This window comes from Nonomuraea sp. NPDC059194 (assembly GCF_042754765.1).
Classification (GTDB): Bacteria; Actinomycetota; Actinomycetes; order Streptosporangiales; family Streptosporangiaceae; genus Nonomuraea.
The window spans coordinates 195,498-217,413 of the sequence record NZ_JBHZBH010000009.1; the positions used below are offsets into that span (position 1 = coordinate 195,498).

17 protein-coding genes and 1 pseudogene are annotated in these 21,916 nt (G+C 71.9%); 7 read left to right on the forward strand and 11 right to left on the reverse strand.

Annotation, left to right across the window (positions count from 1 at the left end; all coding sequences use genetic code 11):
* Positions 1-240 precede the first annotated feature (240 nt).
* Complete coding sequence (locus ACFXJ8_RS14990) at positions 241-894, reverse strand: HAD family hydrolase (RefSeq protein ID WP_379644442.1); 654 nt, start codon at positions 892-894, stop codon at positions 241-243.
* 365 nt (positions 895-1,259) lie between these two features.
* Entirely contained in the window at positions 1,260-4,718 is a 3,459-nt protein-coding gene (gene metH / locus ACFXJ8_RS14995; RefSeq protein ID WP_379644443.1) for a methionine synthase, read from the reverse strand.
* Between the two features lie 64 nt (positions 4,719-4,782).
* On the opposite strand from metH, the gene ACFXJ8_RS15000 reads away from it, so the two are divergent.
* The 3 genes from ACFXJ8_RS15000 (at position 4,783) to ACFXJ8_RS15010 (ending at position 8,275) form a co-directional block, all read left to right on the forward strand.
* Positions 4,783-5,238 (forward strand): universal stress protein, encoded by a 456-nt coding sequence (locus ACFXJ8_RS15000; RefSeq protein ID WP_379644444.1) that lies wholly within the window; start codon positions 4,783-4,785, stop codon positions 5,236-5,238.
* A gap of 314 nt (positions 5,239-5,552) precedes the next feature.
* Positions 5,553-6,410 (forward strand): PAC2 family protein, encoded by an 858-nt coding sequence (locus ACFXJ8_RS15005; RefSeq protein WP_379644445.1) that lies wholly within the window; start codon positions 5,553-5,555, stop codon positions 6,408-6,410.
* A gap of 1,313 nt (positions 6,411-7,723) precedes the next feature.
* Positions 7,724-8,275: a hypothetical protein gene (locus ACFXJ8_RS15010; RefSeq protein ID WP_379644446.1), complete on the forward strand. Its 552-nt coding sequence runs from the start codon at positions 7,724-7,726 to the stop codon at positions 8,273-8,275.
* Here the strand turns inward: ACFXJ8_RS15010 and ACFXJ8_RS15015 are convergent.
* The 7 genes from ACFXJ8_RS15015 to ACFXJ8_RS15045 form a co-directional block, all read right to left on the reverse strand.
* Complete coding sequence (locus ACFXJ8_RS15015) at positions 8,182-8,979, reverse strand: sirohydrochlorin chelatase (protein ID WP_379644447.1); 798 nt, start codon at positions 8,977-8,979, stop codon at positions 8,182-8,184. The two genes, ACFXJ8_RS15010 and ACFXJ8_RS15015, sit on opposite strands and share 94 nt — an antisense overlap.
* Positions 8,976-10,142, reverse strand: coding sequence for a uroporphyrinogen-III synthase (locus tag ACFXJ8_RS15020; protein ID WP_379644448.1), 1,167 nt, complete (start codon positions 10,140-10,142; stop codon positions 8,976-8,978). Before ACFXJ8_RS15020 ends, ACFXJ8_RS15015 begins: the two co-directional genes overlap by 4 nt.
* Positions 10,139-10,483, reverse strand: a complete 345-nt coding sequence (gene nirD / locus ACFXJ8_RS15025) for a nitrite reductase small subunit NirD (protein WP_379644449.1) — start codon at positions 10,481-10,483, stop codon at positions 10,139-10,141. Before nirD ends, ACFXJ8_RS15020 begins: the two co-directional genes overlap by 4 nt.
* A gap of 194 nt (positions 10,484-10,677) precedes the next feature.
* On the reverse strand, positions 10,678-13,116 hold the full coding sequence (nirB, locus tag ACFXJ8_RS15030) for a nitrite reductase large subunit NirB (RefSeq protein WP_379644450.1): 2,439 nt from the start codon (positions 13,114-13,116) through the stop codon (positions 10,678-10,680).
* Positions 13,113-14,513, reverse strand: a complete 1,401-nt coding sequence (locus ACFXJ8_RS15035) for an FAD-dependent oxidoreductase (RefSeq protein WP_379644451.1) — start codon at positions 14,511-14,513, stop codon at positions 13,113-13,115. Before ACFXJ8_RS15035 ends, nirB begins: the two co-directional genes overlap by 4 nt.
* A complete protein-coding gene (locus tag ACFXJ8_RS15040; protein WP_379644475.1) occupies positions 14,510-16,477 on the reverse strand; it encodes a molybdopterin oxidoreductase family protein in 1,968 nt (655 codons plus the stop codon). Before ACFXJ8_RS15040 ends, ACFXJ8_RS15035 begins: the two co-directional genes overlap by 4 nt.
* Before the next feature lie 140 nt (positions 16,478-16,617).
* Positions 16,618-17,928, reverse strand: coding sequence for an MFS transporter (locus tag ACFXJ8_RS15045; protein WP_379644452.1), 1,311 nt, complete (start codon positions 17,926-17,928; stop codon positions 16,618-16,620).
* 226 nt (positions 17,929-18,154) lie between these two features.
* Here ACFXJ8_RS15045 and ACFXJ8_RS15050 point away from each other — a divergent pair, with 226 nt between their 5' ends.
* Positions 18,155-18,682, forward strand: coding sequence for a peptide deformylase (locus ACFXJ8_RS15050; protein ID WP_379644453.1), 528 nt, complete (start codon positions 18,155-18,157; stop codon positions 18,680-18,682).
* Here the strand turns inward: ACFXJ8_RS15050 and ACFXJ8_RS15055 are convergent.
* Together ACFXJ8_RS15055 and ACFXJ8_RS15060 are read right to left on the reverse strand one after the other, a co-directional pair.
* Positions 18,648-18,908 (reverse strand): WhiB family transcriptional regulator, encoded by a 261-nt coding sequence (locus tag ACFXJ8_RS15055; protein ID WP_379644454.1) that lies wholly within the window; start codon positions 18,906-18,908, stop codon positions 18,648-18,650. The genes ACFXJ8_RS15050 and ACFXJ8_RS15055 overlap by 35 nt on opposite strands.
* Before the next feature lie 15 nt (positions 18,909-18,923).
* Complete coding sequence (locus tag ACFXJ8_RS15060; protein ID WP_379644455.1) at positions 18,924-19,376, reverse strand: glycosyltransferase; 453 nt, start codon at positions 19,374-19,376, stop codon at positions 18,924-18,926.
* A gap of 1 nt (position 19,377) precedes the next feature.
* Between ACFXJ8_RS15060 and ACFXJ8_RS15065 the strand changes: the two are divergent.
* From ACFXJ8_RS15065 to ACFXJ8_RS15075, 3 genes and pseudogenes are all read left to right on the forward strand, one after another.
* Positions 19,378-20,744: pseudogene (locus ACFXJ8_RS15065) on the forward strand (carbamoyltransferase); the annotation flags it as partial.
* A complete protein-coding gene (locus ACFXJ8_RS15070) occupies positions 20,741-21,625 on the forward strand; it encodes a glycosyltransferase family 2 protein (protein ID WP_379644456.1) in 885 nt (294 codons plus the stop codon). The pseudogene ACFXJ8_RS15065 and the gene ACFXJ8_RS15070, both read left to right, overlap by 4 nt.
* A complete protein-coding gene (locus ACFXJ8_RS15075) occupies positions 21,622-21,897 on the forward strand; it encodes a hypothetical protein (RefSeq protein WP_379644457.1) in 276 nt (91 codons plus the stop codon). The genes ACFXJ8_RS15070 and ACFXJ8_RS15075 overlap by 4 nt, the downstream gene beginning before the upstream one ends.
* Positions 21,898-21,916: the final 19 nt, after the last annotated feature.

Sequence of the window (21,916 nt, forward strand, 5' to 3'; positions counted from 1 at the left end):
CCGGGCGACGCCGCGGGCCGAGGACGCCGGAGGCCGGAGGGTGCCGCAGGTCGGAAGGTCCGCAGGTCGGGGTGCGGGCCGAGGCCGCGGGTCGGGGTGCGGGTCGACGGCGCGGATTCGGGAAGCAGGGCGGTGGAGCGCGGGGCGGGGGTGCTTGAGGAAGCGGGGCGGAGAGAAAGGGCCTGGGTGGCCGGACAGTGGGGGCTGGGGGTGGAGGGGGGTGGGGGGTTGAGAGCCGGACTAGCGCCGGATGGGCGGGAGGAGGGCGCGGAGGTGGTCGGTCGTGACCTCGGTGAGGGACGACACCACCAGACGGCCGGGAGCGGGCGCGATCGGGAGCAGGCTGGGGACAGCCACCACCGCGCATCCGGCGGCCGTCCCCGCCGCAACCCCGTTGGGCGAGTCCTCCAGGACGACGCAGCGGACCGGCTCGACGCCCAGCAGGCGGGCCGCCGTCAGGTACGGCTCGGGGTCGGGCTTGGTGTGGGTCACGTCGTCGGCGGTCACGATCACGTCGAACCGCTCGCTGCCCACCGACACCAGCACCGCCTCGGCGATCTCCTTCAGCGACGAGGTGACCAGCCCGACGGGCACTCCCTCGGCGCGCAGGGTCTCCAGGAGTTCGAGCGCGCCCGGCATGGTCTGGAAGCCCAGTGCCAGCTGGGCGATCATCCCGTCGATCATCCACTCGCGCAGGGTCTCGGGCGCGACGGACGAGCCCGAGACGGCGAGCATGTAGTCGACGGTGCGCTCCATGGAGCCGCCGACGAGGTGGGACTGGTGTTCGGGGGTCCAGATCCCGCCGAGGCGGGACATCACCTCGATTTCGACTTTCAGCCACACCTTCTCGGTGTCGACCAGCAAACCGTCCATGTCGAAGAATGCGGCGTCCACGTTCCCCCCGAAGCACTCGTACGGACTTCTACGGTAGGGCGTCGTCGGGACTTGCCGTTACGCGGGTCCGCTCGTGGGGTCGTTGGGGGCGCCGTGACGGCGGCCGGCCACGTGAGCTCGGTGAGCGTATCCCTGGACGGGCCCCGGCCACGCACATTGGGTGGCGCTGGGGCCCGCCTGCCGTACAGACGGGACCGCGTCCGCTCACCGCACCACGCCGGCAGCCGGGACCGCGCCCGCCACATCACGTCGGCGGCCCGGGCCACGCCCGCCCACCGCACCACGCCGGCGGCCCGGACAGCGCCCGACCGCCGGGCCACGTCGAGGGCCGGGACCGACACGCCGCTAGCCGGAAGCGCACCGGCTCAGACGTTGAAGTACTTCGCCTCCGGGTGGTGGGCGACGAGGGCGGAGGTGGCCTGCTCGGGGTGGAGCTGGAACTCCTCCGACAGCGTCACGCCGATCCTTTCCGGGTCGAGCAGCTTGAACAGCTGAACCTGGTCCTCCAGGTTGGGGCAGGCCGGGTAGCCGAAGGAGTAGCGGCAGCCCTGGATGTTGACCTTGAGCATGTCGTCGAGGGACTCCTCGCCGCCGATGCGCCACTCCGAGCGGACCCTGGCGTGCCAGTACTCGGCCAGGGCCTCGGTGAGCTGCACGGACAGGCCGTGGAGCTCCAGGTAGTCGCGGTAGGCGTCCTTGGCGAACAGCTCGGCCGTGGCCTCGGAGATCTTGCCGCCCATGGTGGCGATCTGGAAGGCGACGACGTCGACCTCGCCGGAGTCCTTCGAGCGGAAGAAGTCGGACAGGCACAGGTGCCGGTCGCGGCGCTGGCGCGGGAAGGTGAAGCGGGTGCGCTCGTTGCCTGCGTCGTCGAGGATGATCAGCGCGTCGCCGTCGCTGACGCACGGGAAGTAGCCGTAGACGACGGCCGCCTCGAGCAGCCCCTCGGTCTGGATGCGGTCGAGCCACATCCGCAGCCTGGGCCTGCCCTCGGTCTCGACGAGCTCTTCGTAGCCGGGGCCGTCGCCGCCCCTGGTGGGCTTGAGGCCCCACTGGCCGAGGAACAGCGCCCGCTCGTCCAGGAAGGAGGCGTAGTCGTTGAGCGAGATGCCCTTGACGATGCGGTCTCCGTGGAAGGGCGCGACGGGGACGGGGTTGTCGGCGACCACGTCGGAGCGGGCGGGCAGGTCTTCCACGGCGGTGCGGGTGAGGGTCGCGCCCGACTTGACGCGGCGCTCGCGCAGCGCGGGCAGCGGGGAGCCGTCCCGCTTGTGGGCCATGAAGGCGTCCATCAGCCGCAGGCCCTCGAAGGCGTCGCGGGCGTAGCGGACCTCGCCGTTGAACAGCTCGGCCAGGTCCTGCTCCACGTAGGCGCGGGTGAGGGCGGCGCCGCCGAGCAGCACGGGGTAGCGCTCGGAGATGCCCCGGGAGTTCATCTCCTCGAGGTTCTCCTTCATGACGACCGTCGATTTCACCAGAAGTCCGGACATGCCGATGACGTCGGCGTTCTTCTGCTCGGCGGTCTCCAGGATGCTGCTGACCGGCTGCTTGATGCCGAGGTTGACGACCTCGTAGCCGTTGTTGGACAGGATGATGTCGACGAGGTTCTTGCCGATGTCGTGGACGTCGCCCTTGACGGTGGCCAGCACGATGCGGCCCTTGGTCTCGCCCTCGATCCTGTCCATGTGGGGTTCGAGGTAGGCGACGGCGTTCTTCATGACCTCGGCCGACTGCAGCACGAACGGCAGCTGCATCTGGCCGGAGCCGAACAGCTCGCCGACCGTCTTCATGCCGTCGAGCAGCACGTCGTTGATGATCTCCAGCGCGGGACGCTGCGACAGGGCGTCGTCGAGGTCGGCCTCGAGGCCCTTGCGCTCGCCGTCGATGATGCGCCGCTTGAGCCGCTCCCACAGCGGCAGCGCGGCCAGCTCCTCGGCCTTGCCCGCGCGCAGCGCGGCGGCGTCGACGCCCTCGAACATCGCGATGAACCTCTGCAGCGGGTCGTAGCCCTCACGGCGCCGGTCGTAGACCATGTCGAGGGCGATCTGGCGCTGCTCGTCGGGGATGCGCGACATCGGCAGGATCTTGGAGGCGTGCACGATGGCCGAGTCGAGGCCGGCGTTGACGCACTCGTTGAGGAAGACGGAGTTGAGCACCATGCGCGCGGCAGGGTTGATGCCGAAGGAGATGTTGGACAGGCCCAGCGTCGTCTGCACCTCGGGGTAGCGCTGCTTGAGCTGCCTGATGCCCTCGATGGTCTCCAGGCCGTCCTTGCGGGACTCCTCCATGCCGGTCGCGATGGTGAAGGTCAGGCAGTCGACGATGATGTCGGAGACCTTCATGCCCCAGTTGGCGACCAGGTCGTCGATCGTCTCGGATGCGATGCGGACCTTCTCCGCGGCGGTGCGGGCCTGGCCGTTCTCGTCGATGCACATGACGACGACGGCCGCGCCGTGCTCGCGCACCGCGGACATGGTCTTGTGGAAGCGCGAGTCGGGCCCGCGCCCGTCCTCGTAGTTGACGGAGTTGACGACCGCGCGGCCGCCGAGCATCTCCAGACCTGCCTTGAGCACCTCGGACTCGGTGGAGTCGAGCATGATCGGCAGGGTGGAGGCGGTGGCGAAGCGGAAGGCCAGCTCCTTCATGTCGGCGACGCCGTCGCGGCCGACGTAGTCGACGCACAGGTCGAGCATGTGGGCGCCGTCGCGGGCCTGGTCGCGGGCCGTCTCGACGCAGTCGTCCCAGCGGCCTTCGAGCATGGCCTCGCGGAAGGCCTTGGAGCCGTTGGTGTTGCAGCGCTCGCCGATGGCCAGGTAGGAGGTGTCCTGCCGGAACGGGACGGTCTGGTAGAGCGAGGAGGCGCCGGGCTCGGGGTGCGGCCTGCGGGTGGCGGGCCGCTGGCCGCGCACGCGCTCGACGACCTGGCGCAGGTGCTCGGGCGTGGTGCCGCAGCAGCCGCCGACCAGGGACAGGCCGTAGTCGCGGGCGAAGCTCTCGTGGGCGTCGGCCAGCTCGCCGGGGCTCAGCGGGTAGTAGGCGCCGTCGGAGGTGAGGACGGGCAGGCCCGCGTTCGGCATGCAGGAAAGGCGCAGCCGCGAGTGGCGGGCGAGGTAGCGCAGGTGCTCGCTCATCTCGGTGGGGCCGGTGGCGCAGTTGAGGCCGACCACGTCGACGCCGAGAGGCTCGATGGCCGTCAGCGCGGCGCCGATCTCGGAGCCGAGCAGCATGGCGCCGTTGGTCTCGATGGTGACCTGGGCGATGATCGGCACGTCGCGGCCCGCGGACTCGATCGCCCTCTTGGCGCCGACGATGGCGGCCTTGACCTGGAGCAGGTCCTGGCAGGTCTCGATGATCAGCGCGTCGGCGCCACCGGCGATCAGGCCGGCCGCGTTGTCGCGGTAGGCGTCGCGCAGGGTGGCGAACGGCAGGTGGCCGAGGGTGGGCAGCTTGGTGCCAGGGCCCATCGAGCCGAGCACGAACCGCGGCTGCTCGGGCGTGGACCAGTGGTCGGCCCGCTCGCGGGCCAGGCGGGCGCCGGCCTCTGAGTATTCGAAGACCTTCTCGGGGATGTCGTACTCGCCCAGCGCCGCCAGGTTCGCGCCGAAGGTGTTGGTCTCGACGCAGTCGACGCCGACGGCGAAGTAGGCGTCGTGAACACCGCTGACGATGTCGGGCCTGGTGACGTTGAGCACCTCGTTGCAGCCCTCGTAACCCTCGAAGTCGTCGAGGGTCGGGTCGTATGACTGCAGCATCGTCCCCATCGCCCCGTCGGCGACCATCACGCGCTGGGAGAGGACTTCGCGGAAAGACGGGGAGGCGTTCATGCGGTCAAGCTTAACGGGCGCTACCCTGTCGACAATTGACGCTGCGTCTAATAGGGGTTCCCTCATGGCCTACCGCACCGTGCTCGTCGGCACCGACGGCTCCGCCTCCTCCTTCCGCGCCGTGTCCGCCGCCGCCTCGCTGGCCGCCGCCACGCGTGCCACGCTGGTGCTGGCCTGCGCCTACCTGCCCATGCGCGAGAGCTCCCGGGCGCCCGCCGCCGACGCGCTGGGCGACCTGGCGTACAAGGTCAGCGGATCGACCCCCGCCGACGACGCGCTGCGGGCGGCCCGCGAGCACGCGGTGGCGGCGGGCGCGAGCGACGTCGTGCTGGCCGCCGAGGAGGGCGACGCGGTGGACGTGCTGGTGAAGCTGGCCGACAGGCACCGCGCGGACCTGCTCGTGGTCGGCAACCGCGGCCTCAACAGCCTGGCGGGGCGGCTGCTCGGCTCGGTCCCGTCCAACGTCAGCCACCGGGCCTCGTGCGACGTCCTGATCGTCCACACCACCTCGGGCCGCTGACCCGCGCGATCCCTGGTCTCTGTCCGCTCCAGGCTTCATGTCTGCCGCGCCTGTGATCCGCTCTGGTCGGCCCGTGCCGGTGATCATTCCGTACGGCAAGCCGGGTCAAGGCCACCCCGGTCACCGGTGACCGCCCGTCCTTCACGCGTGCTCCAGCAGGACTTCGGCCGATCTTCCCGACGTCGCGAACCCCACGTGTGGCGGCGTTCCACGCAAGTCCCGGACGCCGAGAATTACGCCCGTGGAGATCAGTGACGTAAAGCGCCCCCCACCGCATAGGCTTAGGCGTTGAGAACAGCGAGAGGAGGCGGCGCGTGATCGAGCTCGAAGGGCTCCCCGAGCTCGTCGATCCGGTGCTCATCGCCGCGTTCGAAGGGTGGAACGACGCGGGTGAGGCCTCCAGCGGCGTCATCGCGCACCTGGAGAGCGAGTGGAAGGCCGAGCCGCTGATCGCGCTGGACCCGGAAGATTATTACGACTTCCAGGTCACGCGCCCCATCGTGGAGATGGGTGACGGGCTGACCCGCTCGATCGTCTGGCCGACGACCAGGCTGTCACTGGCCCGGCCGCCGGGCGTGGAGCGCGACGTGGTGCTGCTGCGCGGCATCGAGCCGAACATGCGCTGGCGCGGCTTCTGCGACGAGATCGTGGGCGTCTGCCACGAGCTGGGCATCGAGATGACGGTCATGCTGGGCGCGCTGCTCAATGACTCCCCGCACACGCGACCCGTCCCGATCGTGGGGTCGGCGACCGACGAGGGCCTGGCCCGCTCGGTCAACCTGGAGCTGAGCCGCTACGAGGGGCCGACGGGCATCGTGGGGGTGCTGCAGCACGCGTTCGGCGCGGCGGGGCTGCGGGCCGTCTCGCTGTGGGCGTCGGTGCCGCACTACGTTGCCCAGCCGCCCAACCCGAAGGCGACGCTCGCGCTGCTGCGCAGGGTGGAGGACGTGCTGGAGATCCCCGTGCCGCTGGGCGACCTCGTGGAGGAGGCCCGCGCGTGGGAGACCGGCGTGGACGAGCTGGCCTCGCAGGACAGCGAGGTGGCCGAGTACGTCAAGGAGCTGGAGGAGCGCAAGGACGCGGCCGAGCTGCCCGAGGCGTCGGGCGACGCGATCGCCGCGGAGTTCGAGCGCTACCTGCGCCGCCGAGACCGCGACCCCGGCGACCAGTAGCCCAGCCCGCCGGGAACATGGCCCTCCGCTGGCCCGGCCCGGGTGACCTGGCCTGCCGTATCAGCCCTGAGAACCACAGACGATCCCCAGGGCCCGCCCGGACACTCCACGTGCCCGGCCCATGTGACGCGGACCTTCCGCATCAACCCTGAGGACCACAGACGATCCCCAGGGCCAGTCGGGATGCTCTGCAGGCGCACGCTTTGGGGCCGCGGAGTCTTCTCGCGCCCAACGCGGAGGCCGGGTAGCCCGCCGGGCGCACATCCTCAACCCTCCGTGCGGCCCGGAGCGGGGTGAGCCCCGGGCGGGTTGGCCCGGGCCCGGACGCTCTGCAGACGCACGCCTTGGGGCCGCGGGGTCTTCTCACACCCAACGCCGAGGCCGGGTAGCCCGCCGGGCGCACACCCTCAACCCTCCGCGCGGCCCGGAGCAGGGGGGCCCGAGGCAGGGCGGGCCCGGGGCGGGGTGAGCCCGGGACGGGCTGGGCCGGGCCTGGACGCTCTGCAGGCGGCACGCCTTGGCGACGCGGAGTCTTCTCATGCCCAACGCCGAGGCCGGGTAGCCCGCCGGGCGCACATCCTCAACCCCTCGGCGCGGCCTGGGGCGGGTTGGGCCCAGAGCGGGTTGGGCCCAGGGCGCGGATGCTCCTCGGGGCGCATCCTGAGCACGGATGCTCCTTGGGTGCGTCATGGGGCACGGGTGGCTCCCCTCAGGTCGCTCGGTTTTCCTCGATGCTCCGGCGTCACGAGAGCATGAGGACGGTCTGCTGGAATTCGTCCGGAGCCCAGGGTCGTCTGCTGCGTCACCGGGGACGGTCGTCTCCGACGGATGGTGATTTGAGTCGTCCGCCCGGGTGTCCGGCGGTGTGAAGCTTCTCGTCAAGTCGACGGGGGGCTACACCGGGAGGCGTGATCCAGCCGACAGCCGTGATTTCCGGGGACCGATCTCCCGAATGGGATTCGATTACTCGGCTGATCAGGCGATGGGCCGTCCGGAAAGGGGGATTTTGCGGGGGCCAGTAAGGGACAGATCATGAAATATCTGGCAGCACCGCAGGTCCATGCACCTGCGGAACCCTCCCCATGACGGACAGGCGATCGCACTGCCAGGGAAGTTTCAGCTTTCAATCACCTGCTTTCTCACAGATTTCAGGCAATAATCAATGCCCCGCGCGTTTCGCCCCAGAATGCACCAGGTCGGAACGCCAACTCGCAACGATTGAACAAGCAGGAGAAACACGGCTGGGTAACTTCCCCGAATTCCGGCACGGCCACGTTGAACCTACCCATGTGACTGCGCACGTTAGGGCAACCATGGCTACTCCCCATGTCGATTCGCACCAGAGAAGTCAGGACACCAGGCGCCGCGTGCTGGAGATGGCGCTCTCGCTACGGGAGGAGCGGGGCGGTGGCCCTGTCGACCTCTTCCTCGCGCTGCTCCAGGACCGGCTCCCGCTCTGGCTGCGGATCTTGCACGACCTGTCCCACCTCGTGGGGAAGGGACAGGTGAGCGACAACCTGCTCCCCATCGCGAGAGCGGGCATCGACTACTACCTGGAGGTCCAGTCGGCGGCGCTGCCCGCCTTCACCTCGCCTTCGGTGACGGTCCGCTTCCGCGAGGCCGTACGCGACAACGGTCTGGGCCCGATGGCCGAGATCGTGCCGCTGGCCGACTACCTGGCGGCCGAGCAGCGGCTCGGCAGGGTGGCGCCGTCGGTCGATCCGGTGGGCAGCGCCAGGCTGCTGCTGGCAGGGTGCTTCCAGCACGCCTACTACGAGATGTTCGTCGGCGCGGACGCGGGCCCCTCGCGGGACGCCGGCGCCGAGGAGATCGTCAAGGGGCTGCGGCTGGAGCCCGCCGCCTGATCGTGGCGCGCCCACACCAGGGCGGCCAGGTCGAGGTCGGCGCCGATCGGTGCGGTGACCACGTCGGCGCCGGCCTTGACCAGCTTCTCGTGGAAGAAGCCGGGGGCGAGCAGGTAGGAGGCGAGAGCGACGCGAGGGGCTGGGCCGTGCCGCATGCGGTCCAGCATCTCGTGGACGGTGGGGCTCGCGCCCGCCGCGAAGGCGGCGGTGACGGGGCGCGCGAGCCGTACCGCGAGCAGGCGGGCGGCGGATCTGACATCGGACAGGGCCGCGGGGTCGGAGGACCCTGCGGCGGCCAGGACGACGGTGTCGGTGGCGCGCAGCCCCGCCTCGTTGAGCCTGCGGACCAGCGCGGAGGTCAGCAGCGGGTGCGGGCCGAGCGGCGCGGTGACGGTGGTGTCCGGCCTGGTCGCGGCGACGACGTTCGGCAGGTCGAGGTGGACGTGGTAGCCGCCGGCCAGCAGCAGCGGGACCACGGTGACGGGCCCCGGCAGGCCTGGCAGGACGTCCGCGAGCAGCGGCCTGCTGATCTCCAGGAAGGCGAGCTCGACCCGGTGGCCCGGCCGCAGGCGGCGCACGGCCGCGGCGAGCCTGGCCAGCGTCCGCTCCCCCGCCGCGCTGCGCGTGCCGTGGGCGGCGATCACGAGCGTGCCCCGGTGTCTGCGGTACGGCGCGGCGAAGGGCATCGACCGCGCGAAGGTCACTGGGCGGCCTCGTGGGGGGTGGCGAGGCGGTAGCCGCGTTTGACCACGGTCTCGACGATGCCGGCCGGGCCGAGGGCCCTGCGCAGCCGGGTGACGGCCATCTCGACCGCGTGCTCGGCCGAGTCGCGGGCCGCGCCGCCGGGCAGTACCGTGCGCAGTTCCGAGCGGGGCACCACGTGCCCCGGCTTGTCGGCCAGCCGCTTGAGCACGGCCATGGGCGCGGGCGGCAGCGGCTTGAGCTCGCCGTCGACGGCGACGGCGTGGCCGCGGATCTCCAGGTCGTGTCCGCCTGCGAGCAGCCTGGTGACGGCGTGCTCGGGCAGGTGCCTGGCGAGGGTTCTGGCCAGCGCGCCGAGCCTGGAGCGTTCCGGCTGGATCACCGGCACCCCCTTGGACACCAGCGGCTGGGCGGTGACCGGGCCGACGCACGCGGCGACGACCCGGCCGCCGAACGCGGCCAGCAGGGCGTCCTCGAGCCCGTCGGCGCGGGCGGAGTTCAGCATGGCCAGGACGGCGGGCGCGCTGGTGAAGGCGACGGCGTCGACGCCGCCCGAGACGGCCTGGCTGACCAGGCGGCGCAGCGGCGAGATGTCGCGGTAGGGCAGCCAGCGGTAGACGGGCACCTCGATGACCTCGGCGCCGGCCGCCCGCAGGTCGGCGACGAAGCCGGTCAGCGGCTCCCCGTGCAGTTGGACGGCGATGCGGCGGCCGCGCAGGTCCTGGGCGAGCAGGTGCTGCTTGACCTCCTCGCAGGACTCGGTGGCGGGCGTCCAGTGGTCGCTGAACCCGGCGGCGCGCACCGCTCCCCTGGCCTTGGGTCCGCGGGCGAGCAGCCGGGCGTGGGTGAGGTGCCGCGACAGGTCCGCCGACAGGCCCCAGCCCTCGGCCGCGGCCATCCAGCCGCGGAAGCCGACGCCGGTGGTGACCACGACGTCGTCGATCGGGGCCTCCAGGCTGCGGCGGGTGGCGGCGAGCAGGTCGGTGTCCTCGGCGAGCGGGACGAGCCTGATCGCGGGCGCGCTGACGACGCGGGCGCCGCGCCGTTCGAGCAGGGCACGGAACTCCTCCCGCCGCCTGGTCGCGGTGACGCCGATGGTGAAGCCGGCCAGCGCGTCGGGCGCGGTCTCCGGCGAGGTCGGCTCTTCCACGGTCGGGGCGCTCAACGCCCCACCTCCACTCTGCCGCCGTTCACCCGGGTCGGATAGATCGGCACGGTGACCGAGGGGTCGTCCAGGCACTGCCCGGTGACCAGGGAGAAGACCTGCTTGTGCAGGGGTGAGGCGACGGTGGGCTCTTCGCCGCGTGACCCCACGATGCCGCGGGACAGGACGTGGGCGCCGGTGAAGGGGTCCAGGTTGCCGATGGCGTGGACGTGGCCGTCGAAGGTGCGGAACAGCGCCACCTGGTGGCCGTCGACGAGGGCGCACGCTCCCCGCTCCGGCAGCAGGGCGGTGTAGGCGCAGACGGGGACCCAGACGCGTGTGGGCAGTTCGGCGACGGTCATCTGGTGATGCTCCTTTCCGGTCGGTTTCGCGTGGTGGTCGGCGGGCGGTCCGGTTCCCGCCCTCGAAGGAGAAGGTCAGGCGAGGAGGCCGGTCGAGGAGGCGGTCAAGGCGAGGAGGCCAGCGGGCGGAGGCGGTCAAGGCGAGGAGGCCAGCGGGCGGAGGCGGTCAAGGCGAGGAGGCCGGGCGGAGGCGGTCACGGGGACAGGGAGGAGGTCAGGCGGTCCAGTGGGACGAGGACGGGCTTGATCTGGTCGCGCTCGGTCTCGAAGACGATCGACGGGTCGGGCGTCCCGGGCGCGTTGACGAAGCTGACGAACCTGCTGAGCTTGTCCGGGTCCTCGATCGTGGCCCGCCACTCGTCGACGTAGGTCGCCACGTGCCGTTCCATCTGCGCGTCGAGCGAGTCGCAGATCCCGAGGGAGTCGTCCACGATCACCGCCCGCAGGTAGTCGAGCCCGCCCTCCAGCGACTCCACCCACGCGGAGGTGCGCTGGAGCCGGTCGGCGGTGCGGACGTAGAACATCAGGAACCGGTCGATGAGCGTGAGCAGCTCCTCGGTCGACACGTCGGAGACCAGCAGGTCGGCGTGGCGGGGTTTGAAGCCGCCGTTGCCTCCGACGTAGAGGTTCCAGCCCTTCTCGGTGGCGATGATCCCGAAGTCCTTGGACCTGGCCTCGGCGCACTCCCTGGCGCAGCCGGAGACCGCCGACTTCAGCTTGTGCGGGGAGCGCAGGCCCCGGTAGCGCAGTTCGAGGGCGATCGCCAGGCCGACGGAGTCCTGCACGCCGTATCGGCACCAGGTGGAGCCGACGCAGGACTTGACCGTGCGCAGCGCCTTGCCGTACGCGTGGCCGGACTCGAAGCCGGCCTCGACCAGGCGCTTCCAGATCTGCGGGAGCTGTTCGACGCGGGCGCCGAACAGGTCGATCCGCTGACCTCCGGTGATCTTGGTGTAGAGGCCGAAGTCACGGGCGACCTCGCCGACGACGATGAGCTTGTCCGGGGTGATCTCGCCGCCGGGGATGCGCGGCACCACCGAGTAGGTGCCGTTCTTCTGGATGTTGGCCAGGAAGTGGTCGTTGGTGTCCTGCAGCGCGGCCCGCTCGCCGTCGAGGACGTGCCCGTTGTGCAGGGAGGCGAGGATGGAGGCGACGGCGGGCTTGCAGATGTCGCAGCCGCGGCCCCTGCCGTACAGGCCGATCAGTTCGGAGAAGGTGGTGATCTCCCGCACGCGGACGATGTCGAACAGCTCGGCCCTGCTGTGGTCGAAGTGCTCGCACAGCGCCTTGGACAGCTCGACACCCGACTTCTCTAGCAGCTGCTTCATCAGCGGCACGCACGACCCGCAGGTGGTTCCCGCCCTGGTGCACGCCTTGAGCCCCGGCACGTCGGTCACGCCGTCGCAGATGGCGGTGCGCAGGTGTCCGGCCGTGACGTTGTTGCAGGAGCAGACCTGCGCGTCGTCGGGCAGGTCGAGGCTGACGGCCGAGCCGGTGAACAGCAGGTCGGACGGCGGCGCCGGCAGCGGCTTGCCGACGAACGGCTTCAGCGTCGTGTACGGCCCGGCGTCGCCCACGCAGATGCCGCCCAGCAGCGTCTGGGCGTCGTCGGAGACGAACAGCTTCTTGTAGACGCCGCCGACGGGGTCCATGTAGGTGACGTCGAGCGCCCCCTCCATCGCGCCGAACTGGGCGACCTCGACGCCGAGGAGCTTCAGCTTGGTCGACAGGTCCGCGCCGTCGAAGCGGGCGGCGCCGCCGAGGATGCGGTCGGCGGCGACCTCGGCCTGGGTGTTGCAGGGCCCGACGAGCCCGTAGGCCATGCCGCCGGCCAGCGCGCACTCCCCGACCGCGTAGATGGAGGGGTCGGCGGTCCGCATGCCCTCGTCGACCACGATGCCGCCGCGCTCGCCCACCTCGAGTCCGCAGTCGCGGGCCAGTTCGTCGCGGGGTTTGATGCCGGCGGAGAAGACGACCACGGAGGCGTCGATGGCGGCGCCGTCGCTGAGAACGACCCTGCCGGGCTCGATGGCGGCCAGGGACAGGCCCGCGTGAACCGTCAGGCCGAGCCTGGAGATGTGTCCCTTGAGGACGGCGCCGCCGCCCTCGTCGACCTGGCGGGGCATCAGCCAGGGCGCCAGCTCGACGATGTGGGTGTCGAGGCCGAGCCCGCGCAGCGCGTCGGCGGCCTCGAGGCCGAGCAGTCCGCCGCCGACGACCACGCCACGGGTGGCGTCCGCCGCCGCCGCCCTGATCAGCTCCAGGTCGTCGATCGTGCGGTAGACGAAGGCGTGGGAGGCGCCGGGCACCGGCGGCACGAACGGCGCCGAGCCGGTGGCCAGCACCAGCGTGTCGTACGGCTCGGCGTGCCCGTCGGCGGTGGTGACGACCTTGGCGGTCCTGTCGATCCCGGTGACGCGCGCCGACAGACGGGTCACGACGCCGGGCAGGTCGGGGAACTTGAGGTCGGCGAAGCCGGTGCCCGTCAGGTAGGAGGTGAGCGCCACCCGGTCGTAGGCGGGCAGCGGCTCCTCGCCGAAGACCGTGATCGACCCGTCGAATCCCCTGGTCAGCAGGGTGTCGACGAGTCTGTGCGCGGCGGGACCGTAGCCGATGACGACAACCCTGTTCACGCGGAAACCCCTTCTTGCTCGCACAGCCAGCCGACGATGCCCTCGACGGCGTCGCGGCAGGTGCCGCAGCCGGTCGTGGCTCTCGTGGCGGCCGCCACCGCTGTCACGTCCCGCGCGCCGGACTCCCAGCACGCTCTGATCTGGCCTTTTGTCACGTTGTTGCACTGGCAGACCTTGGCCGAGTCGGGCATCCTGACCGGGCTGTCGGCCACGGCCGCTCCTGACAGACCGGGGAACAGCAGGCCCGCCCGGTCGCCGGGCAGCGGCCCTCCCCTGTCGTAGAGCTGGGTGAGGGTGCCGACGGCGGCGCTGTCGCCCAGCAGGATCGCCCCGACCAGGCGCCCGTCGCGGATGACGAGCTTGCGGTAGGTGCCCTTGGCCCGGTGGCTGAAGCGCACCACCTCGGCGTGCTCCTCGGTCAGGTGCGTCTCGCCCATCGCGGCCAGCTCCACGCTCTTGGCCTTGAGCCTGGTGACCAGGCGCGAGCCGCGGTAGCGGGCGTCCTTGGCGGCGCCGGTGATCACATCGGCCACCACGGAGGCCTGCTCCCAGGCGGGCGCGACCAGGCCGTAGACGACGCCGTCGTGCTCGGCGCACTCCCCGATGGCGAAGACGGCCGGGTCGTTGGTGCGCAGTTCGTCGTCGACGACGACGCCGCGCCGCACCCGCAGGCCCGCCTGCTCGGCCAGCTCGGTCTCCGGCCTGACGCCGCAGGCCAGCACGACCAGGTCGCCCTCGGCGAGGCTGCCGTCGGCCAGCCGTACCCCCTCGGGCAGGATCTCGGCGGCGCTGACGCCGGTGCGGATCTCCACGCCGAGGCCCGCGAGGGTCTCGCCGAGCACGAGGCCCGCCTCGGCGTCGAGCTGGCGCTCCATCAGGTGGCCGGCCAGGTGCAGCAGCGTGACCGGCAGGCCGCGGCCGGCCAGGCCGCGCGCGGCCTCGATGCCGAGCAGCCCCCCGCCGATCACGACCGCCCTGGCGCTGGTACGGCTGGCCGCCAGGATCGCCTGGCAGTCGTCGAGGGTGCGGAACGGCACCGCCCGTTCGACGCCCGGGATCGGCGGCACGATGGCCTGGCTGCCGGTGGCCAGCACGAGCACGTCGTACGGCGTGCGCCGCCCGTCCTCGCAGACGACGGTCCTGCTGTCCCTGTCGATCCGGGCGACGCGGGCGCCGAGGTGGGCCTCGACGTCGTGCTCGCCGTACCAGGAGGGGTCCAGCAGGCGCACCTGGTCAGGCCCCGAACTGCCGGCCAGGACGTTCGACAGCAGCACCCGGTTGTAGGGCTGCCAGGTCTCGGCGCCGAACACGGTGACCCTGGTGTCCTTGTCGCGCGCCCGCACCTCGCCGACCAGGCGGGACCCTGCCATGCCGTTGCCGATGACGACGAGTCTCATGCCGTCTTCTCCAGCTTCTCCGGCTTCTCCGGCTTCTCGAGCTTCACTGCGCACACCTTGAACTCGGGCATCCTCGACGTCGGGTCGAGCGCGGGGTTGGTGAGGCGGTTGGCGCCCTCCCAGTGGAAGGGCATGAACACGGTGTCGGACCTGATCGCGTCGCTGATCCTGGCCACGCCCTCGACGGCGCCGCGCCTGCTGGTGACGCGCACCAGGTCGCCCGCGCCGATCGTGAGCTGTTCGGCCAGGTCGGGGTGGAGCTCGACGTACGGCTCAGGCGAGGCCTCGACGAGCGGCGCGATCCGGCGCGTCTGGGCTCCCGACTGGTAGTGGGCGAGGACTCTGCCCGTGGTCAGGTAGACGGGGTAGTCGGCGTCGGCCTCCTCGGCGGCGGCCCGGTGCTCGACGGGGACGAACCTGGCGCGTCCGTCGGGGGTGTGGAAGCGGTCGAGGAACAGGCGCGGCGTGCCGGGATGGTCTGGCGTGGGGCAGGGCCAGAACACGCCGTCGCGCTCGTAGGTGATGCCCGAATAGTCGGCGGTGCCGCCCTCGGAGGCGCGGCGCAGCTCGTCGAAGACCTCGCGCGGCTCGGCGGGCCAGCTGTGGCCCATCCGCAGCGCGAGCTCCTGGATGATCTCCAGGTCGCTCTTGACGCCCTCGGGCGGGGCGACGGCCTGGCGGCGCAGCTGGACCCGGCCCTCCAGGTTGGTCATGGTGCCGTTCTCCTCGGCCCACTGGGTGCTGGGCAGCACGACGTCGGCGATACGAGCGGTCTCGCTGGGCACGAAGTCGACGACGACGAGCAGGTCGAGGCTCTTCAGCCGGTCGGTGACGTGCGCGGACCTGGGGGCGGAGACGACGGGGTTGGAGCCGAACAGCAGCAGCGCCCTGGGCCCGTCGGCGGTGCCGAGCGCGTCGAGCAGTTCGTAGGCCGAGCGGCCGGGGCCGGGCAGCGAGCCGGGGTCGACGCCCCACACGGAGGCGACGTGCGCGCGGGCGGCCGGGTCGTCGATCTTGCGGTAGCCGGGCAGCTGGTCGGCCTTCTGTCCGTGTTCCCTGCCGCCCTGCCCGTTGCCCTGCCCTGTCACGCAGCCGTAGCCGGATCCGGGGGTGCCGGGCAGGCCGAAGGCGAGCGCCAGGTTGATGAAGGCGGTGACGGTGTCGGTGCCCTTGGCGTGCTGTTCGGCCCCGCGCCCCGTCAACACCACCGCTTTATCCGCATTTTTCAGCATCTGTACGGCTTGGCGCATGGCGGCCACCGGCACCCCCGTCAGCCGTTCGACCCGCTCGGGCCACCACGAGGAAGCCGACGTGCGCACCGCGTCGAACCCGGTCGTGCGCCGCTCGATGTAGGCGGTGTCGACCACCTGCTCGGCGATCGCCAGGTGCAGCAGGCCCAGCGCGAGCGCCAGGTCGGTGCCGGGCGTGGGCTGCAGGTGGAGCGCGGCCAGCCTGGCCGTCGCCGTCCGCCGGGGGTCGATGACGATCAGCGAGGGCCTGCTGAGGTGCCTGACCAGGGGCGGCATCGTCTCGGCCGGGTTGCCGCCCGCCACCAGCACCACGTCGGCCTCGGCCAGGTCAGTGACAGGGAACGGCATACCCCGGTCCGCGCCGAACGCCCTGATCGAGGCGGCCGCCGCCGACGACATGCAGAAGCGGCCGTTGTAGTCGATCTGGCTGGTGCCGAGCGCGACCCTGGCGAACTTGCCGAGCTGGTAGGCCTTCTCGTTGGTGAGTCCTCCCCCGCCGAACACGGCCACGCCGTCGGGGCCGTGTTCGGCGCGCACCTGGGCCAGGCGGGTGGCCACGTGGTCGAGCGCCTGCTCCCAGGTGGCGGGCCTGCCGTACAGGAGGGGGGTGGTCAGCCGGTCGGGGCTCGAGAGCAGTTCGGCCGAGGTCCAGCCCTTCTGGCACAGGGCGTCGGTGGCCTCGACGGTGACGCGCTCTCCCGGGGTCAGCGTCATGCCGCACTGCAGCGCGCAGTACGGGCAGTGGGTCAGGATGGGTGCGGTCACGCGATCGATGGTGCTTTTGGGCCGTTTCACACCTGGGTCCCTTCTGTTACTAGCGTGCTAACAGCGGCTCACCGCCGAAGTGAGGGCGATCAAACCCGCGCGTGGGCCAGGCTGGGCACCCTGCTCACGCCGACCGTGCGCAGGTAGCACCACCAGGTGAGGGCGAAACAGGCGGCGTAGAACAGGCCGAAGGCGACGAAGGCCGCGGCGGGGCTGCCGGTCTGGGCGAAGGACATGCCGAAGCCGCGATTGATGAGGAATCCGCCGAACGCGCCGATCGCGGAGATGATGCCGACCGCCGCCGACGCCTGGCGCTTGCCGTACAGGAGGGCCTGCTCGCCGGCACCGAACTCCTCGGCGGCCTTGGCCTGGAAGATGGCGGGGATCATCCGGTAGGTGGAGCCGTTGCCGATGCCCGCGGTGACGAACAGCGTCTGGAAGGCCAGGACGAACAGCCAGAAGCTGCCCGCGGCGCTGGCCAGCCAGACCAGGACGATCCCCGCGCCCATGGCGGCGAAGTTCCAGAGGGTGACGGGCGCGCCGCCCAGCCGGTCGGCCAGCCAGCCGCCGACCGGCCTGATCAGCGAGCCGAGCAGCGGTCCCGCGAAGGCGACCGCGGCCCACGCCGAATCCGGGAACAGGCTCTTGGCCAGCAGGGGGAAGGCGGTGGCGTAGCCGATGAACGAGCCGAACGTGCCGATGTAGAGGAAGGACATCACCCAGGTCTGCGCCCGGCCCGCCACGGCCCACTGCTCGCGCGGCCTGGCCCTGGCGTTGGACAGGTTGTCCATGAAGAACCAGGCGCATGCCGCGGCGACGAGGACGAACGGCACCCAGAACCAGCCCGCGGCCGCCAGGTCGAACCCGCCGATCACCAGCGGCATGACCAGTTGCACGGAGCTGACGCCGATGTTGCCGCCCGCCGCGTTGAGCCCGAGCGCCGAGCCCTGCTGGTGCTGGGGGTAGAAGTAGGTGATGTTGGCCATGCTGGAGGCGAAGTTGCCGCCGCCGAACCCGGCCGTCGCCGCGATCACCAGGAACAGCCAGTACGGCGTGCCCGGGTCGCTCACCGCCACGCCGAGCAGGATCGCGGGGATCAGCAGGAGCAGCGCGCTGGCCACGGTGAACGTCCGTCCGCCGAACCTGGCGGGGCCGAAGGTGTAGGGGACGCGCAGCGCCGAGCCGATCAGGTTGGGCAGCGCGACCAGCCAGAACAGCTGGTCGGTGGTGAAGTCGTAGCTGCCCATCTTGGCCGCCACGATGCTCCACAGCGTCCAGACGGTGAAGCCCAGGTGCTCGGCCAGGATGGAGACGACCAGGTTGCGCCTGGCCACGCGCTTGCCGTCGCGCTCCCAGAAGGCGGGATCGTCCGGGTGCCACTCGGTGATCCAACGCGCCATCGTTCCTCCTACGGTTCGGGGGATCTCGACCGTAGGAGGAGCGGGTTACGCACCTTGACGTTCTGTGACGGTGCGCCGGTTACCGGCGACTCACCGCCGTAACAAGCGAGGCATGTGTTTCACGGCCGCAACACGGCGTTAACGGCGTGGGCGATCTTGGACGGTTCGCCGCGCGCCGCCGGGGGAATCGTCTGGTCGACGACGACAACGTTCTCGGGGAGTTGCCGTGGCCGTACAGCGCATCCGCGCTTTCGACGATCCTGTGCTGCGCGAGATCGCCCAGCCGGTGACCGACTTCGACAAGGAGCTGCGGGGGCTGGTGAAGGCGCTGACGCTCACGATGCGCCAGGGTCACGGGCGGGCCGGGCTGGCCGCGCCGCAGATCGGGGCGCGCGCCAGGGTGGTCGTCTTCGACTACGACGGCAGGTCGGGGCACCTGGTCAACCCGCGGCTGGAGCTGTCGGAGCGGACGATCACGGCCGACGAGGCGTGCCTGTCCGCGCCGGGGCTGTGGTGGCCGTTGGAGCGTTCCTTCGGGGTGACGGCGCGCGGTCGCGACATGTACGGCAAGCCCGTGACGGTGCGGGCGATCGGCACGCTGGCCAGGGTGCTGCAGCACGAGGCCGACCACCTGGACGGCGTCCTGTTCGTCGACCGCCTGGCCGACGACGAGCGGGAGCGCTTCGCGCGGTCGGCCACCGACCAGGAAGGCGCGCCCCTCAGGCGTGGCGGAAAGTGGCTGGTCCGGGAGTGAGGACCAGCGCCCGGCGTTCGTCAGGGTCGGCGCCGCCCCAGACGCCGTCCACCTGGCCGGTGGCGATCGCGTAGTCGAGGCACGGCCGCCGCACCGGGCAGCCGTGGCAGATGGCCTTGGCCCGCTCCACCTGGGCGTGTCCCGCGCCGTGGAGCGAGATGGGAAAGAAGATCTCCGGGTCCTCGTCCAGGCAGGCGGCCCGGCGCGAGCGGTCGAGGATGAACATGGCATTCCAGATATGTCAGCGGGCGACGTGTCGAACCGGATTACCCGCTGACGAGCCCAGCAAACCATCCCAGTCCGCGAGGAACCTCGCGATGCCGTACCTGGACCGGGCGGCCGCGCGGGCGGCCTTGCCGTACTGGCTCGCCAGGGCGGGGTCGCCGACGAACGCCGACAGCGCCTCGACCAGCACGGGCAGCCGGGTGGACAGGACGCCCGCGTCCTGGGGCACGGCCTCGACCGCCTCGGTGGCGGCCAGCGCGACGACGGGCAGGCCGATCATCATGGCCTCGATGAGCGAGAGCCCGAGCGAGGTCCAGCGGTAGGGGTGCAGGTAGGCGCGCCGCCGGGCGAGGGCGGCGTGCAGCTCGGCCTGCGGAAGGTCGAAGGCCGGGTACGGCAGCGCAGACGTCTGCATGCCGAAGACGTCGAGCGGCGCGGTGAAGGCGGCCAGCAGGTCGGTGCCCGCCACGCGCACCACGTACGCGACGCGAGCGCCGAGCTTCCTGGCCACGGCGCTGCCGGGGCTCGACCCCGCCCAGGTGCGGTTCGTGCCGCACCACGTGGCGCACGCCGCCTCGGCGGGGCTGGCCGCGCCGTACGAGGAGTGCGCGGTCCTGGTGTGCGACGGCCGCGGGGAGGCCGTCTCGCATCTGGCGGGGCACTACAGGGACGGCGAGCTGACCACGCTGGCCGCGCAGGAGCTGCCGCACTCCCTCGGCCTGATGTACGAGGAGGTGACCGAGCACCTCGGCTTCCTGCGCTCCAGCGACGAGTACAAGGTGATGGCGCTGGCCTCCTACGGCACGCCGCGCCATCTCGAAGCGCTGCGCGAGCTCGTCACGACCACGGGCGAGGGCGGCTTCCGCGTCGAGCGCGTCGACTGGGGCGGGTTCGCCAAGCGGCTCGGCCAGGGCGAGAGCTGGACGGCCGACCACGCCGACCTGGCCGCCAGCGTCCAGGCGCGGCTGGAGGAGGTGCTGCTGGAGCTGGCGTTCTGGCTGCACGCCAGGACGGGGGCGCGGCACCTGGCGATGGCGGGCGGGGTGGCGCTCAACTGCGTGGCCAACACCAGGCTGCTGGCCGAGGGGCCGTTCGAGGAGATCCCAGTTCGAGGAGGTCTGGGTGCGTGCAGCCGGCCGCGGGCGACTCGGGCACCGCGCTGGGCGGCGCCCTGCACCTGGCCCAGGAGTACGGCGAGCCGGCCGCGCCCATGCGGGGCGCCGACCTCGGGCGCGGCTGGACCGAGGGGGACCTGGCCGCGTGGCTGGAGGTGGCGCGCGTGCCGTACTCGCGGCCGGAGAACCTGGCGGGCGAGGTGGCGCGGGCGCTGGCCGACGACCGGATCGTGGCGTGGTTCCAGGGCCGCAGCGAGTACGGCCCGCGCGCGCTGGGCCGCCGCTCCCTGCTGGCCCATCCCGGCTACGCCCGCAACACCGAACGGCTGAACGACGTCAAGGGGCGCGAGCAGTTCCGCCCGATCGCGCCCATGGTGCTGGAGTCGAGGGCGCGCGAGATCTTCGGCAGGGGGCCGGTGCCGTCGCCGTACATGCTGTTCGTCCACGACGTGCGGCCCGAATGGCGGGAGCGGATCCCGGCCGTGGTGCACGTGGACGGCACGGCCCGCATTCAGACGGTCTCGCGGGAGCGCGATCCGCTGATGGCCGAGGTGCTGGAGCGGTTCGAGGGGCTGACGGGGGTGCCGGTGGTGGTCAACACCAGCCTGAACACGGCGGGACGGCCGATGGTCGACTCGCCGAGGGACGCGCTGGAGTGCTTCGGCTCCTCTCCCGTGGACGTGCTGGTGATGGGGCCGTTCGTGGTGCGGAGGCCCGCGTGATCACGGTCGTCATCCCCACCATCGGGCGTGCCTCGCTGGCCGAGGCGATCCCCGAGGGGGTGCCGGTGATCGTCGTGGAGGACACCGACCGGCGAGGGCCCGCGGCCACGCGCAACCGGGGATGGCGGCAGGCGAAGACGCCGTGGGTGGTGTTCCTCGACGACGTGGTCCCGGGCGAAGGGTGGCCGGAGGCGCTCACCAGGGATCTGGCGGACCTACCCGCGGACGTCGGCGGCTGCCAGGGCAGGATCGAGGTGCCGCTGCCGCGCGAGCGCCGCCCGACCGACGCCGAGCGCAACACCGCGGGCCTGGCGCGGGCCGAGTGGATCACCGCGGACATGGCCTACCGGCGGGCCGTGCTGGAGCAGGTCGGAGGGTTCGACGAGCGGTTCCCGCGCGCCTACAGGGAGGACGCCGATCTCGCGCTGAGAGTGCGGCAGGCGGGCTTCCGGCTGGTCAGGGGCGAGCGGGTGACCCGGCATCCGGTGCGCGACGACGGCTTCTGGTCCAGCGTGCGCTTCCAGCGGGGCAACGCCGACGACGCGCTGATGCGCAGGGTCCACGGGCCGCGGTGGCGCTCGCTGATCGGGGCGGGCGGGCTGCTGCCCCGCCACGCGGTCACCACCGCGCTGGGGATCGGCGCGCTGGGGATCGGCGCGCTGGGGATCGGCGCGCTGGCACTGGCGCTCGCGGGCGGCAGGCGCGGCGCGCTGGCCTGCGCGGCCGGGTGGGCGGCGCTCACGGCGAGGTTCGCGTGGGAGCGCATCGCGCCCGGTCCGAGAACGCCCGGCGAGGTGGCCAGGATGGCGGTCACGAGCGTCGTCATCCCACCGGCCGCCTGCCTGCACCGGCTGCGCGGCGAGCTCAGGGCGCGCCGGTGACGGGGACCGTCCTGGTGGCACGGCCGGACAGCGCGGGCGACGTGCTGCTGGCCGGTCCCGCCATTCGCGCGGTCAGCGCCCGCGCCGAGGAGGTGGTGCTCCTGGTGGGACCGCTGGGCCGCGCCGCCGCGGGGCTCCTGCCCGGCGTCGACCGGGTGATCGAGTGGCGGGTGCCGTGGATCGACGCCGATCCGCCGCCCGTCACCGGCGAGCACGTCGCGCGGCTCATGGAGCTGCTCCCCGACGCCGACCAGGCGTTGGTCCTCACCTAGCGTGGACCGCTTGGAGCGC

What these genes read in the sequence shown, in the direction of transcription:
- metH (WP_379644443.1), bottom strand. Translation starts at nt 4,718, where the DNA reads ATGAACGCCTCCCCGTCTTTCCGCGAAGTCCTCTCCCAGCGCGTGATG.
- ACFXJ8_RS15000 (WP_379644444.1), top strand. Translation starts at nt 4,783, where the DNA reads ATGGCCTACCGCACCGTGCTCGTCGGCACCGACGGCTCCGCCTCCTCC.
- ACFXJ8_RS15010 (WP_379644446.1), top strand. Translation starts at nt 7,724, where the DNA reads ATGGCTACTCCCCATGTCGATTCGCACCAGAGAAGTCAGGACACCAGG.
- nirD (WP_379644449.1), bottom strand. Translation starts at nt 10,483, where the DNA reads ATGACCGTCGCCGAACTGCCCACACGCGTCTGGGTCCCCGTCTGCGCC.
- ACFXJ8_RS15035 (WP_379644451.1), bottom strand. Translation starts at nt 14,513, where the DNA reads ATGAGACTCGTCGTCATCGGCAACGGCATGGCAGGGTCCCGCCTGGTC.
- ACFXJ8_RS15040 (WP_379644475.1), bottom strand. Translation starts at nt 16,477, where the DNA reads ATGACGCTGACCCCGGGAGAGCGCGTCACCGTCGAGGCCACCGACGCC.
- ACFXJ8_RS15045 (WP_379644452.1), bottom strand. Translation starts at nt 17,928, where the DNA reads ATGGCGCGTTGGATCACCGAGTGGCACCCGGACGATCCCGCCTTCTGG.
- ACFXJ8_RS15055 (WP_379644454.1), bottom strand. Translation starts at nt 18,908, where the DNA reads ATGTTCATCCTCGACCGCTCGCGCCGGGCCGCCTGCCTGGACGAGGAC.